This window comes from Arcobacter sp. AHV-9/2010, from assembly GCF_004116575.1.
Classification (GTDB): domain Bacteria; phylum Campylobacterota; class Campylobacteria; order Campylobacterales; family Arcobacteraceae; genus Aliarcobacter; species Aliarcobacter skirrowii.
In genome coordinates, this window is record NZ_PDKH01000001.1 from 112,205 (window position 1) to 127,397 (window position 15,193).

Annotated in this window: 12 protein-coding genes and 3 tRNA genes; 12 read left to right on the forward strand and 3 right to left on the reverse strand. The window is 27.7% G+C overall.

Translation table 11 applies throughout. The annotated features are described in order from the left end of the window. The first annotated feature begins 47 nt into the window (after positions 1-47). On the forward strand, positions 48-770 hold the full coding sequence (gene kdsB / locus CRU94_RS00615) for a 3-deoxy-manno-octulosonate cytidylyltransferase (protein ID WP_129104908.1): 723 nt from the start codon (positions 48-50) through the stop codon (positions 768-770). Here the strand turns inward: kdsB and CRU94_RS00620 are convergent. Further along, a complete protein-coding gene (locus CRU94_RS00620; protein ID WP_129104909.1) occupies positions 767-1,249 on the reverse strand; it encodes a MarR family winged helix-turn-helix transcriptional regulator in 483 nt (160 codons plus the stop codon). The genes kdsB and CRU94_RS00620 overlap by 4 nt on opposite strands. 101 nt (positions 1,250-1,350) lie before the next feature. Here CRU94_RS00620 and CRU94_RS00625 point away from each other — a divergent pair, with 101 nt between their 5' ends. From CRU94_RS00625 to CRU94_RS00665, 9 genes are all read left to right on the forward strand, one after another. After that, positions 1,351-2,586 (forward strand): TolC family protein, encoded by a 1,236-nt coding sequence (locus CRU94_RS00625; RefSeq protein ID WP_129104910.1) that lies wholly within the window; start codon positions 1,351-1,353, stop codon positions 2,584-2,586. Next, entirely contained in the window at positions 2,583-3,620 is a 1,038-nt protein-coding gene (locus tag CRU94_RS00630; RefSeq protein ID WP_129104911.1) for an efflux RND transporter periplasmic adaptor subunit, read from the forward strand. The genes CRU94_RS00625 and CRU94_RS00630 overlap by 4 nt, the downstream gene beginning before the upstream one ends. Before the next feature lies 1 nt (position 3,621). Then, positions 3,622-6,774 carry an efflux RND transporter permease subunit gene (locus tag CRU94_RS00635; RefSeq protein ID WP_129104912.1) on the forward strand — a complete coding sequence of 1,051 codons (3,153 nt, stop codon included), beginning with the start codon at positions 3,622-3,624 and terminating at the stop codon, positions 6,772-6,774. Between the two features lie 106 nt (positions 6,775-6,880). Next, a complete protein-coding gene (locus tag CRU94_RS00640; RefSeq protein ID WP_258237336.1) occupies positions 6,881-8,371 on the forward strand; it encodes a UvrD-helicase domain-containing protein in 1,491 nt (496 codons plus the stop codon). 134 nt (positions 8,372-8,505) lie between these two features. After that, positions 8,506-9,246: a hypothetical protein gene (locus tag CRU94_RS00645; protein ID WP_129104913.1), complete on the forward strand. Its 741-nt coding sequence runs from the start codon at positions 8,506-8,508 to the stop codon at positions 9,244-9,246. Between the two features lie 72 nt (positions 9,247-9,318). After that, a tRNA-Gln gene (locus CRU94_RS00650) sits at positions 9,319-9,393 on the forward strand. A gap of 22 nt (positions 9,394-9,415) precedes the next feature. Next, a tRNA-Tyr gene (locus tag CRU94_RS00655) sits at positions 9,416-9,500 on the forward strand. A 12-nt stretch (positions 9,501-9,512) separates the two neighbouring features. Beyond that, positions 9,513-9,588 (forward strand) — tRNA-Phe (locus CRU94_RS00660). A 72-nt stretch (positions 9,589-9,660) separates the two neighbouring features. Next, positions 9,661-10,170 (forward strand): NADPH-dependent FMN reductase, encoded by a 510-nt coding sequence (locus tag CRU94_RS00665; protein WP_129104914.1) that lies wholly within the window; start codon positions 9,661-9,663, stop codon positions 10,168-10,170. 12 nt (positions 10,171-10,182) lie between these two features. Here the strand turns inward: CRU94_RS00665 and CRU94_RS00670 are convergent, their stop codons facing one another. Continuing rightward, positions 10,183-11,799: a bifunctional diguanylate cyclase/phosphodiesterase gene (locus CRU94_RS00670; protein WP_258237337.1), complete on the reverse strand. Its 1,617-nt coding sequence runs from the start codon at positions 11,797-11,799 to the stop codon at positions 10,183-10,185. Positions 11,800-12,009: 210 nt separating this feature from the next. Here CRU94_RS00670 and pdxH point away from each other — a divergent pair, with 210 nt between their 5' ends. Together pdxH and CRU94_RS00680 are read left to right on the forward strand one after the other, a co-directional pair. Continuing rightward, positions 12,010-12,648: a pyridoxamine 5'-phosphate oxidase gene (gene pdxH, locus CRU94_RS00675; RefSeq protein WP_129104915.1), complete on the forward strand. Its 639-nt coding sequence runs from the start codon at positions 12,010-12,012 to the stop codon at positions 12,646-12,648. Between the two features lie 3 nt (positions 12,649-12,651). After that, entirely contained in the window at positions 12,652-13,563 is a 912-nt protein-coding gene (locus CRU94_RS00680; protein WP_129104916.1) for a cation diffusion facilitator family transporter, read from the forward strand. Between the two features lie 7 nt (positions 13,564-13,570). Here the strand turns inward: CRU94_RS00680 and CRU94_RS00685 are convergent, their stop codons facing one another. Continuing rightward, complete coding sequence (locus CRU94_RS00685; RefSeq protein ID WP_129104917.1) at positions 13,571-15,190, reverse strand: sensor domain-containing diguanylate cyclase; 1,620 nt, start codon at positions 15,188-15,190, stop codon at positions 13,571-13,573. Positions 15,191-15,193 lie beyond the last annotated feature (3 nt).

Sequence of the window (15,193 nt, forward strand, 5' to 3'; positions counted from 1 at the left end):
ATATAATAATCTCTTTTAAATATGGGTTTATAATAAAAGGATAAAAGATGATAATAATTCCAGCAAGGCTAAATTCAAGCCGATTTGCTAACAAAATTTTAGTAGATATTTTAGGTCTTCCAATGGTTATAAGAACTGCAAAACAAGTAAGCTCTTTGGATAAAGTTGTAATTGCAACCGATAGTAGTGAAGTTATGGATTTAGCAAAAGAGCACGGTTTTGATGCTGTTATGACAAGTGTTAATCACAATAGCGGAACAGATAGAATAAATGAGGCTGTAAATAGATTAAACTTAAGTGATGATGAGATTATTGTAAATGTTCAAGCTGATGAGCCTTTTATAGAAGTAGATGTTGTAAAGGCTGTTATAAAAAGAGTTCAAGAGATTAAAAATCAAGATGATATTTTAATAACTTCTTGCTACAAAGAGATAAATAGCGAAAATGCAGATGATCCAAATTTGGTAAAAGTTGTTTTAAATGAAGATGAAAATGCAATCTACTTTTCAAGAGCAAAAATTCCATATCACAGAGATCATAGCGAAAACTCAACATATTTTGGACACTTAGGAATTTATGGATTTACAAAAAAATCTTTAAATAAATTTTGTAGTTTAAACCCTTCAAAATTAGAAAATATTGAAAAACTTGAGCAGCTAAGAGCAATTGATAATGGATTTAAAATAGCAATGGTAAAAGTTAATTCAAAATCTTTTGGAATTGATACGCAAGAGGATTTAAACAGAGCTTTAAAAGTTTTTAAAGCCTAAATTATAGAAAAGAGTAGTTTTTTTAAACTACCTTTTAAAACTTCTCTCTCTTTTTTACTAAAATCTTTAAATGTATTTTCAAGCCTTTTTGAACTCTCTTCTACACAATTTAGTATTATATCTTTACCTTTTGGTGTAAGAACAACTAGAAGTTTTCTTTTATCCTCTTTTAAAGATGTTCTAGTTATCAAACCTCTATCTTCAAGTTTTTTTAATATTTTTGTCATTCCACCTGATGAAAATATCATTGTATTATACAACTCTGTTGGTGTTAGAGCGTGTTCATTGTTTTCAAAATATAAAGATGCTAAAACATCAACTTCTGAGTGCAGAAGATCAAAATTTTGTTTATGAAAACTCTCCTCTTCCTGATATATATGTTTTGCAATCAATATAATAGGAAGAGATAAAGCAAATACATCATACTTCTCTTCTTGAACAACTTTTTTGTAAAAATCTTCTATATGTCTTTTTTTCATCTTGGAAGTTTAACTAAATTAAGTTTAAAAATATCTTTCTAGAAAGATAGTTTTAAGTAAATTTTTGATATTATCGCTTTTTATTTTTAAAAGGAGTAATTTTGAAAAAGATATATTTTATTTTTTTATTACCGCTTTTTTTACATAGTCAAACTTTAGATGAACTAGTTGTTTTATCAATAGAGAATCAGCTTGTTAAAGCTTCACAACAAAATCTTGAGGCTTTAAAAGAGGATTATAAAAGTATAAAAAGTGGTTACTTACCAAAAGTTAATGTTGGTACAACTTATTATGTAAATGATAAAGAGTACACAGCACAACAAATTTCAAAAAAAGGTTTAACTGCATATGGAAGTGTAGATTTTATTATTTATGATGGTGGTAAAAGAGGAGATACTTTTGATATTTATAAATCATCAATTAAAAGTGGTGAAAGCTCTCTTGAAGCACTTAAAAACAATATCTCTTTAACTGTTGTAAATCACTACTATAACTTTTTATCGCTAGATGCAAATAAAGATGCTAAACAAAAAGAGATAGAGCAGCTTGTTGCTCAAAAAAATAGAATTGAAAGATTCTATGAAGCTGGAACTGCAACAGAGGATGAGTATCAAAAAATAGTTTCAAGAGTTGAAGCTTCAAATGTTGAGTTGCAAGAGCTTGAGCTTGAGCTTATTACTATACTACATAATCTTGAGTATTTAACAGGACAAACAGTTACTATTTCAAGTGGTTCAACTATAAAAGAGATTGAAAATAAAGAAGAGCCTAATGAAAGATTTGATATTCAAGCACTTTTATTTGATACAGAAGCAAAAGCTTATGAAACAAAAGCTGCTAAAAGTGACTATCTTCCTACAATTACTTTAAATAACACTTTTAACTACTATGACAAAGATTATGATGATGAAAATATGAGAAATGGAATTTATCATCAAAATGTTGCTAGTGCAAATTTAAATTGGAATATCTTCTCTTTTGGAGAGACAAGATTTAAATCTCAAGCAAAGCAAAAAGAGTATTTAGCTAGTAAATCAAACTATGATTATGAAAAAAACAAAGCTTTGGTTGATTTTAAATTGGCACTAAAAGCTTACAATATAGCAAAAGCAAAAATAAGTTCAAGTGAAGCATCTGTAAAAGCTGCACAAAGTGCTTATGAGGTTATTAAATCAAAATTTGAAAATGGCTTAATTGATAATGTTGCATTCTTACAAAGTTTAACAGAAAAATACAATGCAATAAGCTTACATAAAAAAGCTCTAAATGATTTAGAGATTAAAAAAGCAACAATAATTTACCATAGTGGTGAGAAAATTAAGGAGTATATAAAATGATAAAAAAATCGATAGTGTCAATAATTTTAGCAACAGTTAGTTTTTCTACAGTTTTTGCAAATGAAGCCCCTGCACTTCCAGTGCAAGTTTTTAAGGTAGAGAAAAAAGATTTTAAAACTACAAAAAATTATCCAACTATTTTAAAATCAATTGAACAAGTTGATGTTACAGCAAGAGTTGCTGGAATTTTAAAAGAGAAACATTTTAATGAAGGTGATTTTGTAAAAAAAGGATCTTTGCTTTATAAAATAGAACCAGATACATATTTAGCAAATTTAAATATTAAAAAAGCAAACTTTACAAAAGCAAAAAAAGATTTTGAAAGAGCAAAATCTTTGATTGAATCAAAAGCGATTAGCCCTCAACAATTTGATGAGTTTACATTTCAATATGAGAGTTCAAAAGCTGCACTTGATGAAGCACAAATTCAATACAACTATACAAAAGTAACTAGTCCAATAGATGGAATTGCTGGAATTAAAAGAGAAGATATTGGTGATTTAGTTGGAACAAGTGCAACTAACTCTGTTTTAGTAACTGTTACAAATACAAATCCAATTCATGCAGAGTTTTCACTTCCAAGAGCAGATATGAATAACTTTTTAAAACAGATAAAAGATAACAAAGCAAAAACAGCACTTATCTTAAATAATAAAGAGTATCAAGGAGAGATAGATTTTGTATCTCCAACAATAGATTCAAATACTGATACTTTGCTTTTAAGAGCAAAAATAGATAATAAAAATGGTGATCTTTTAGTTGGAGATTTTGCACAAATCAAAATTAGTAATCTTGATTTAGGTGATGTTTTTGTAGTTCCTGAAAATGCTGTTTTAAAAACATCTCAAGCCTCTATTGTAATGGTTGTAGATGATAACAATATTGTAAATCCAAAACCAGTTGTTGCTGGAGATTTGATTAAAGATGGTGTTATTATAAAAGGTGGTTTAAGTGGTGGTGAAAAAATTGTTATTTCAAATATTGCAAAAATAAGACCTAATACAAAAGTTCAAATAATAAATAAAGAGAAATAGTATGATTTCAGCATTTTTTATAAGAAACCCTGTTTTTGCAGGAGTTTTATCTATTATTATATTTCTAGTTGGACTTATTTCTATGTTCAATTTACCAATTGAACAATACCCAAAAGTTCTTCCTCCACAAATTGTTGTAAGCACAAATTATCCAGGAGCTAGTGCAAATACTATTGCAAAAACAGTAGCAGCTCCACTTGAACAACAGATAAATGGTGCTAAAGATATGATTTATATGAACTCTTTAGCTGATGATAGTGGAAATTTATCAATTAATGTATATTTTGAAGTAGGAACAGATCCTGATAGTGCAAAAATTGATGTAAACAATAGAGTTCAAGCAGCACTTTCTTCAATGCCTGAGCAAGTTCAAAGAGTTGGAGTTGTTGTAGGGGAGAGAAGTCCTAGTATTTTACAATTTATTATGCTTCAATCTCCAAATAACACTTATGACTCTATATATCTATCAAACTATGCGCTACTTAATATGGTTGAAACACTAAAAAGGGTTGAAGGTGTTGGAGATGCTATGATTTTTGGAGCAAAAGATTACTCTATTAGAGTTTGGCTAGACCCTTCAAAACTTTCAAAATACTCTTTAGCAACAACTGATGTAATAGCTGTTATTAAAGAGCAAAACAATCAATATGCAGCTGGAAAAATTGCAGCTGAACCAATTGCAAATAAACAGATGTACACATATACAATTCAAACTCCAGAGAGATTTGATGACCCTGTTCAATTTGCTAATATTGTAATTCGTTCAAATCCTGATGGGAGTAGTTTAAAGCTTAAAGATATTGCTACAATTGAACTAGGTGCTAGTAATTATAGTATGCAAACAAGATTAAATAATTCGCCTTCTTTACCAATTGGTGTATTTTTACAAAGTGAAGCAAATGCTTTAGAATCAGCAGCAGCTATTAAAAAGGCTTTAGAAGAAGCTAGTAAAAGCTTTCCTGAAGATATGACTTATACAATTCCTTATGATAGTACAGATTTTATCTCTGCTTCTATAAGCGAAGTTGTTAAAACATTTGTTGAAGCACTTATTTTAGTTATTTTAATTATATTTTTATTCTTACAAAACTGGAGAGCTACAATTATTCCTTTAATTGCAGTTCCTGTTTCTATTATTGGTGCATTTGCTGGAATGTATGCTTTAGGATTTAGTATAAATCTTTTAACACTTTTTGGACTAGTTCTTGCTATTGGTATTGTTGTTGATGATGCTATTATTGTTATTGAAAATATTGAACGACATATGGAGATGGGAAAAACTCCAAAAGAGGCTGCATTTGCTGCTATGAGAGAGGTAACTGGAGCTTTAATTGCTATTATTTTAGTTCTTGGAGCTGTGTTTATACCTGTTGCTTTTATGGGTGGATTAAGTGGTGAGATGTATAGACAATTTGCTATTACCATTGTTGTATCCGTTACAATTTCAGGATTTGTTGCACTTACTTTAACACCATCACTATGTGTAAGAATATTAAAAAATAAAAAACATGAACCAAAAGGTTTTTTCAAATGGTTCAATAATATGTTTGATAGAGCTACTGTTGGTTATTCATTTTTAGTTAAAAAAACAATTAGATACTCTTTAATATCTATGCTACTATTTGGTGGTTTAATATTTATATCTTACGATATGTTTAAAGGTATGAAAACAGGATTAGTTCCAGATGAGGATCAAGGTACAATATTTATATTTGGATTTAATCCTCCTGGTTCATCACTTTCAAGAACTATTGAGCTAAGTGAAGAGATTAATGCAATTGTTTCAAAAGACCCAAATGTTAAAAATATTATTACACTTGCTGGTTATGACTTTACAACATCAGCTCAAAGAACACACACGGTTGCAACAATTATTAAACTAAAAGATTGGGACGAAAGACCAGATTCAAGTCAATCAGCACAAGCACTTTTAAAGAAATTTAGTGGTCAATTAATGCAAACTAGTGAAGGATTTTCAATCGCTGTTATTCCACCTGCAATTATTGGAATGAGTGTAACAGGTGGATTTGATATGTATATTCAAGATAGAACTGGTGGAAGTACTGAGGATTTACAAAAAGTTGTTAATGCTGTAATACAAAAAGCACAAACTAGACCAGAGTTAATGGGTGTTAGAACTTCACTATCTGCAAATATTCCTCAATACAAAATGAATGTAGATATTGAAAAAGCAAAAGCAAAAGGTGTTAGTATAAATGATATTTATAGCACAATAAATGCAACCTTTGGAAGCTTTTATGTAAATGACTTCTCTTTATATGGAAGAACTTACAAAGTAAATATGCAAGCAATTGATACATATAGATCAAATGTTGATGATATGCAGTATATTTATGTTAAATCATCAAATGGGGAACTTCTACCTTTAAGTGCTTTTGTGACTTTGAAAAAAGATGTTGGAGCTGATATTGTTGAGAGATTTAACCTTTTCCAAGCTGCAAAAGTTTCAGGACAACCAGCTGCTGGATATAGTTCAGGAGATGCACTAAAAGCCATAGAAGAGGTTTCAAATGAAGTTTTACCTCAAGGATATACAATATCTTGGGTTGGAACTGCTTATCAAGAGAAACAAATAGGTGGAAGTTCAGCTCAAGCATTTATCTTTGGTATTATATTCCTATTTTTAATTTTAGCAGCTCTATATGAAAAATGGTTACTTCCAATTGCTGTTGTTTTAGCAGTACCATTTGCTATTTTTGGAGCTATCTTAGCTACAAATTTAAGAGGACTTGACAACAACATATATTTTCAAGTTGGACTTTTGGTTCTTGCAGGACTTGCTGCTAAAAATGCAATTTTGATTGTAGAGTTTGCCTTACAAAAAAGAAAAGAGGGATACAATCTAATTGATTCAGCACTAGAAGCTGCAAAAGTGCGACTTAGACCAATTATTATGACTTCACTAGCATTTACAATTGGGGTTATGCCACTTGCAATTAGTAGTGGAGCTGGAGCTGCTAGTAAACACTCTATTGGAACAGGTGTAATTGGTGGAATGCTAACTGCTACATTTATAGCAATTTTATTTATACCTCTATTTTATATATTAATCTCAAGATTAAGTAGGGAAAAAGAGGGCTCAATTGCTGAAGATTTAAAAAAAGAGGAAGAAGAGAACAATAAAGAGTACTAAAAGTACTCTTTACTTCCTCAAAGATATAAATCATATCTCTAATAAAGATTAAAATAGTATAATTTTGGCTTTTAAAAAGTAAAACTTCAAGAAAGATTTCATAATTTTGCAAAAAATAGTTAAAACTAATGAACAAGAAAATATTGTAAATAGTACATTAAGCTCTTTTAAAATAAATGCAGTTGCTGGTAGTGGAAAAACCACAACTCTACTTCTATATGCACAAAAAAATCCACATTTAAGAATTCTTTATTTAGCTTATAACAGATCTTTACAAACATCAATTTTAGAGAAATTAAAAAATTTCAAAGTACCAAATTTAGAATCAAGTACTATTCACTCATTTATTTATAAAAGAACAAGAGCTTTAAACTATAACTTAACAAATGACCTAAAAACAACTGTTTTAGATAGAGTTATTAGTTATTATGAATATGATGAAAATAATCAAAGCTTTTATGCTTCAAATGAGTATCTATCACTTTTAAGAGATTTAGTAAATTTTTATTGTAACTCAAGTATTAAAGAGCTTGATAATAGATTAATTGATAGTTTTATAAAACAAAGTGACTTTAGTGCAAAGTTTTTAGAAATATTAAATAAAAACCAAAATAAACTAAAAGAGCACCTAAAAGTTGTTTTAAGTGCAATGAAAAATAGAAAAATAGATGCAACTCACGATTTTTATCTAAAGATGTACTATTTAAGTAGCAATTTTGATAAAAATTTAAATTATGACTTAATTTTAATTGATGAAGCACAAGATATAAGTGATGTTATGATTAGTATTGTTGAAAGTTTTGGTAAAAATCGTATATATGTGGGAGATAGTTTTCAACAAATATATAGTTTTAGATATGCAACAAACGCTCTTGCAAAGATTGATCTTCCAGCTTATAATCTTACAATTAGTTTTAGATTTTCAAACTCTTATGCAAAATATTTAGAGAGAAATTTAAATAAACTCTACTCTTTAAATGGAAAAAATAACCTTGTTTTAAATGGTATTGATACAAATACAGAAGTTGGAGATAGATATTTAGACAAATCAAAACCAATTTGTATAATCTCAAGAACATCATTTGCACTAATTCAAGAGTTAGTAAAATATATTCAAGATAATAAAAAGATATTTTTTGAAGGTGGATACTCATCTTACTCATTTATGAATCAAACAGTTTACTCAATTTTTTATCTAAAAAATAGAAAAAATGAGAAAATATCTGTGGATGAGATAAAGAGTTTTAGCACAATATATGAGCTAGAAAACTTTGCAAAAGAGACAAAAAATCAAGACTATTTAAATATTATAAAATTTATAAATACTTATGGTGATAATATTTTTGAGATAAATAAAAGAGCAAAAGAGCTTTTATGCCAAAATAAAGATGAGGCTGAAATTATATTTACAACAGCACATAAAGCAAAAGGTATGGAGTATGATCAAGTTATTATGACAAATGATTTTATTAATAAAAAAGAGATTGAAAATAGTAAAAACAGCTACAGCTTTACTCAAATAAATGAAGAGTTAAATATCTTTTATGTAGCAGCTACAAGAGCAAAAAAAGCTATAGTTTTACCACCTTTGGAGTAAATTTGAAGAGATATATTTTTATACACATAAATATAAAAATAGCTATAATCTTGCTCAAATTTTAAAACAGTAAAGAACTAATTCAAGAGTGTGGTGATTTTAAAACATATATAAATAGAGATAAAGGATAAAAAATGCAATATTTTGGTGAAATTCAAACAATGTACGAAGAGGTTTTTTTAACTCAAAGCTATATCTACTTTGGAAAAAATGATATAAGTGTAAAAGAGTTTAAAGAGTTAATAAAAACAAAAGATAGTAGAAAAAAAAATATAATTGGAACTGTGATTTTATATAATCCAGTTGTTACACCTCTTGGTTATGACTCTAATAAATTTTTATTAGAACAAGATTTTAACTCTTTTGATGAATTAATTGAGTTAAAGAGTGAAGGCTACATAACATCTTTTAAACAAGCAATGAGTGAGCATTGTAAAGGAAAAATTGTAGAGATTAAAAATTTGTTTAATCTAATAGAAGCAAAGATCGATTCAAGCTTACTTTTAAATAAATTTAATGAAGATTTAGAAAAGTATAACTCAAATCAGAATACTGAGTTTGATAGAGATATTATGTATATAGATGTAAAAAACTTTGTTCCAGCTGGAAAATTTGTATTTTTTTGCTGGGGAGATAAACTAAATAAAAAAGAGTTTCCACATATTTTTGAATATGCAAAAACAATATTTGAAAATAGTGAAAAAATGGGCAAAAAAGTTGCTTTTGTATATAAAAAAGAGAAAACTATTCCTGAATCTATAAACTATCTTCAATTTTCACATCCAACTCAAAATATTAAAAATAAAAATCAAGTTGAGTTTGCAATAAAAAGAGCATTTGATACTTTTCCACCAACTCCTGCTTTTTATGAATAAATTTCATAAAAAGCCGATATTTTTATCAAAGTTTAATATTCATAATACTATAATTTCGTCCACTTAAATTATTGGGGTATCGCCAAGCGGTAAGGCAACGGTTTTTGGTACCGTCATTCGAAGGTTCGAATCCTTCTACCCCATCCACTTAATTTAAGTTCTTTTTTATGGTGAGGTTGGAGAGTGGTCAAATCCTGCGGACTGTAAATCCGCCGCCTACGGCTTCGAAGGTTCAAATCCTTCTCTCACCACCACTTTATGATTGTGGTTCGATAGCTCAGTCGGTAGAGCAAAGGATTGAAAATCCTTGTGTCGACAGTTCGATTCTGTCTCGAACCACCATCTAAATATCTTTCAATTAATAAAATCTAAGCTATAATCACCTCTTATAAAAAGTATAAAAGGAATTTAAAAATGTCAAAAATTGGAATATTAGTAGCTAGTTCTAATAATAATTTAAAATTAGCAAATGAGTTAAAAAATATAGCAGATGAGTTACAATTTGATAGTGAAATTATAAATCTAGTTGATTATAATTTGCCACTATATAGCACAACAGAAGAGAATAAAAATGGTATTCCTGAATCTGTACTTGATTTAACTACAAAAATTATGGATTTAAAAGCCTTTATTGTAGTTGCACCTGAATACAATGGAGTTATGCCACCTGTATTAAATAATGCAATGGCATGGACTTCAAGATCAACAAAAAATTGGAGAGATGCATTTAATGATAAAATAGTTGCTCTTGCAACACACAGTGGTGGTGGAGGTCAAAAAGGACTTCAAGCTATGAGAATTATGTTTCAACATTTAGGTGCAAATATCTTAGCTAGAGAGATTTTAACAACTTATGAAAAAGCTTTAAATAAAGATAGCGCAAAAGAGATTTTAAAAGCTCTTGTAAAACTATCAGATGTTTAAGAGATATCTCTCTTAAATATCTATATCCTCTTTTGGTTCACTTATGTAGTAACCTTGAATATAATCAACTCCTAGCTCTTTTACCTTATCAAAAATCTCTTTACTCCATACAAACTCTGCAATAGTTTTAAATCCTTGTTCTTTTGCAAAACCTATAATCATACTTACAATATTTTGGTTACCTTTGCTATTTAAGATATCTTTTATTAAAGAGCCATCAATTTTTATATAATCTGCTCTCATTTTTGTTAAATACTCAAAATTTGAATATCCACTTCCAAAATCATCTATTGCAATTTTACATCCATAAGAGCTTAGAGTCTCCAAAAACTCATTTAATAGCTCAAAATCTTCAACCTCTTCACTCTCAACTATCTCTACAACTAATTTTGAGCCTATATTATAATCTTTTATTTTTTCTATTAAAAAATCTTTTACCTCATCATCTAATATATCTTCAAAGGCAAGATTAATTGAAAATTGATAATCTTTATCTTTAAAATAGTCAAAACTCTTCCTAATAATACTTTTTGTAATCTCTTTATATTGTCCAGATTTTTTAGATATATCCAAAAAGAAATAAGGTGATATTGTGCTATTATCATCTTTTAATCTTGCAAGAGCTTCATACTTCTCTATTTTTTGCGTTTTTAAATTATAAATTCCTTGGAAAAAAGGTATTATTTGATCTTTTTCTAAAGCAGCTTTTACTCTTTGTGTCCAGTAAATATTGTTTTCATACTCTTTTTCTATATTAAGATTTTTATCATAAATGATATGGTTTTTATGTTTTTTAGCATATTTTCTTATTATATTAACACTCTCTAAAAGTTGTGATTTCTCTTCAAATGAGAAGCAATAAGCAAGTGCTATAAATACTTGTCTTCTGTTTGCACTAAAAGGTTTTTCTGAAACAATTAAAGATATATCTTTAACAAACTCTATAAAATCATCTCTTTTTACATCTTGAGCCAAAATAGCAAATACATCAGAAGTAACTCTATAAACACTATAGTTTTTATATTTTTTTATTAAATCCTCAATTTTTCTAGCAACTAACTTTAATACCATATCACCAAATTGATATCCAAATAGATCATTTAATTCGCTAAAATTTTTAATATCCAATAAAGCAATAGATAAACTCTCTTTTTTTGAAATATCTTCTATTAGTTTATATCTATTTCCAATACCTGTTAAATAATCCTCTCTTAAAATTCTATTTAACTCATTTGTTTTTTGAACCAAATCTGTAATTTCATGTCTAATTGCAACATACTCAAAAATTTTGCCATTTTCATCAAAAATTGGAGAGATTGTTGTATTTATATAGTAAAAACTTCCATCTTTTTTTGTGTTTTTAAGATTTCCTTTCCAAACTTTTCCGTTTTTAATAGTCTCCCACATCTCTTTAAATATTTTTCCATCTGTTTCACCTCTTAATAGATTATGAGGTTTTCCCATTATCTCTTCTCTTGCGTACATAGCAACTTCACAAAACTTATCATTTACATAAGTAATATTTCCCTTTAAATCGCTATTTGAAATTATGTTTGATGTTTTTGTAGCTTTATTGTACTGTCTTAAAATATTATTTTTTCTTTTTAATACTTCGATTTCAGATTGCATCTCTTGGCTACTTTTATATTTAATTATTATTAAAACCACTAGAAAAAAAACAATTATTAACAATAAAGATATAAAAATAATTTCCAATCTTATGCCTTTGTTTAAAATTAAAATTAGATTATACTATACTTTTTTAAAAACTATATTTTATGTAACCTTTTTAATATAAATTTGTGATAAAATTTTATTATGATGATTAAGGAGTCGAATTTGGATTTAGCAAATATTAGAGGAAAATATACAACAAAAAATTTTGATATAAAAGATTTGGATAAAAATCCTTTTAAACAGTTTGAGATTTGGTTTAATGATGCAATAAATGAGAATTTAATAGAACCAAACTCATTTTGTCTTGCAACAGTAGGTGCAAATATGATGCCAAGTGCTAGAACTGTTTTATTAAAATATTTTAGTGAAAAAGGCTTTGTTTTTTTTACAAATTATGAGAGTAAAAAAGCAAAACAGATAGAAGAAAATCCAAAAGTTGCAGCACTTTTTACTTGGTTACCTTTAGAGAGACAGGTAAAAATTGAGGCAAATATCGAAAAAATATCAAAGGCTGATTCACTTAAATATTTTTTAAGTCGTCCAAAAGGTAGCCAAATTGGAGCTTGGGTTTCAAGACAGAGTGAAACTATAAGTTCAAGAGCACTTTTAGAGCAAAAATTTGATGAGATGAAAAGAAAGTTTCTAAAAGGTGAAGTTCCACTACCATCTTTTTGGGGTGGATATGTTTTAAAACCAATAAAAATTGAGTTTTGGCAAGGTGGAGAAGATAGACTTCATGATAGATTTTTATATAGTTTGCAAGAAGATAGCAGCTGGACTATTTCAAGATTGGCGCCATAAATTATGAATATTAAAATTTCACCACAAAAAAAAGCAACAATTGTTTCATCAACTGTTGCTGCAATATTGACTCTACTTAAACTAATTATTGGAATATTTAGTGGTTCTGTTGCAGTTTTAGCATCTGCTGTTGATTCTATTTTAGATATGTTTGTATCTATTTTTAACTACTTTGCTGTTTTAAATTCAGAAAAACCTGCTGATAAAAATTTTAATTATGGAAGAGGAAAAATAGAGGCATTTGCTTTAGTAATTGAAGGGGTTATAATAACTCTTTCTGGAATTTTTCTTCTATATCATGCAGTAAAAAAGGCTATTTTAGGAGAAACTTCTCAATATTTAGATATTTCAATTTATGTTATGATTCTATCTTTAATTATAACTATTGGTTTAGTTGCTTATTTAAATAATGTTTCAAAAAAGACTCAATCTATGATTATAAAAGCTGATGCTTTACACTATAAAACTGATGTTTTAAGTAATATTGCTGTTTTAGCATCTCTTGTTTTAGTCTCTATTACAGAGTATGAGATTTTTGATGTTATTATTGGGGCTTTAATCTCATTTTATATTATATACTCCGCTTTTGAACTAATCAAAAAAGGTACTTTGGTTTTATTAGATAAGTCACTTGATAAAGAGATTGTATTACAAATAGAGGAAATTATAAAAAATAGCCCTCAAGTAAATTCATACCACCTTTTAAAAACAAGAGAGGCGGCTAATCAATTCTTTGTTGATGTGCATATAGTTTTCAACTGCTTAATTACACTAATGGAAGCCCATAAAATAAGTCATGAAATAGAGGATGAGATAAAAAAAATAGATGATAAAAGAGAGTGGATTGTAAGTATTCATTTAGAACCTTACGATGACTTTTTAACAAATGATTTAAATAATAACTGTAATATTTAAAAGGATTTTAGAAAAACTCAATTGAGTTTTTCCCCTGTTTTTTAGCACTATACATAGCTGTATCTGCTTGTTTTATAATATCTTGAACACTTACACTTGCATCATGAAACAGAGTTATTCCAATACTTGGAGTTGAAACATTAATATGCCCTCTAATATGAGTTATACTATTTAAAGAATCTTTTATTTTTTGAGCTATAAAGTTTATATTTTTTCTTGCATCATCACTATTATTTCCAACATTATCAATCAAAACTATAAACTCATCTCCACCAATTCTAGCAACTGTATCTTCATCTCTTACACACCCTTTAATTTTGTGAGCAACAGTTATTAAAAGTACATCTCCAATATCATGACCTAAAGTATCATTTACCTCTTTGAAGTTATCTAAATCTATAAAAATAAGTCCACCATAAATTTTGTGCCTTAAAGTTCTTGTAATTGCGTGTTCTATTCTATCTGTCAATAAAAGTCTATTTGGAAGACCTGTTAAATTATCGTGAGTTGCTTGATATTGTAAAACTTTCTCTTTATCTTTTTGCTCACTAATATCCATATATTGACCAATAAAGTTTGTGGTTTGTCCTTCACTATTTTTTACAACTGTAATTGTACCTTTTAAAGCAATTATCTCACCATTTGCTTTTCTATTATAAACCTCTCCACTCCAGTAACCTTTTGATAAAAGAGTCTCCCATAATTTTTTTGCAGATGTAAAATCTTGATGCGCTGTTTTAAATATTCTTGGATTTTTTCCTAATATATCGGCTCTTTCATAACCCATTATTTTTAAAAACGCATGATTTGCTTTTATGATATTGTTTCTTTTATCAGTTATTATCATAGGTACAAAAGACTCTTCAAAAGCATAAGAAGTAAGTTTTAACTCCTCTTCTTGCCTCTTTTTTTGCTCTTTTAATTCAAGTTTTTCTAAAAGTGCTGTTATATCCAGAACCAATTTCTCAAAAATATTCTTAATATCTTCATCAAAAAAGTCTTGAAAATGAGAATATATAGCTAAAATTCCAACTGTTTTATCAAATTTTTTTATAGGGATTGCTAAAAGTGAATTTAATTTAAACTCATCTGTTTTTCCATAAAAAATAGATTTTTTATCATCTTTTAGAGTATTTACAACTAAACTCTCTCCACTTTTTATAATTTGAGAGACTAAAGTTTCACTTACAAAATCTTTTTTTGTAGCTCTATTTTCTAAATACTCTTTTTGAACTGTTTTTTGAGAAATCAACTCTTTTTTATCAATATCATATATGAAATTAAAAGATATATTTTTATTTTTTGATAAAATATCACAAATTTGTGAAAATGCAGTATGTTTTTTATCAAGTTTTGGCAACATTTTATTTAGTAAATTTAATGTTTTATATATATTTTGATGTTTTTGTGCATCTAAAAATCTCTTCTCCTGTTTTGACTCCATATTTTTTAGCACTAAAAAAGAGTATACAAATAGAACAAATATAAATATAAATAATACTATAGATACGATATTTTCTATAATAGTTGAACTACTATAAAATAGATTTATATTTAACAATAAAGCTATAATTAATGGTAATAAAAATATTGTAAAAGTTTTTATAAAAATTTTATTTGCAAACATTTA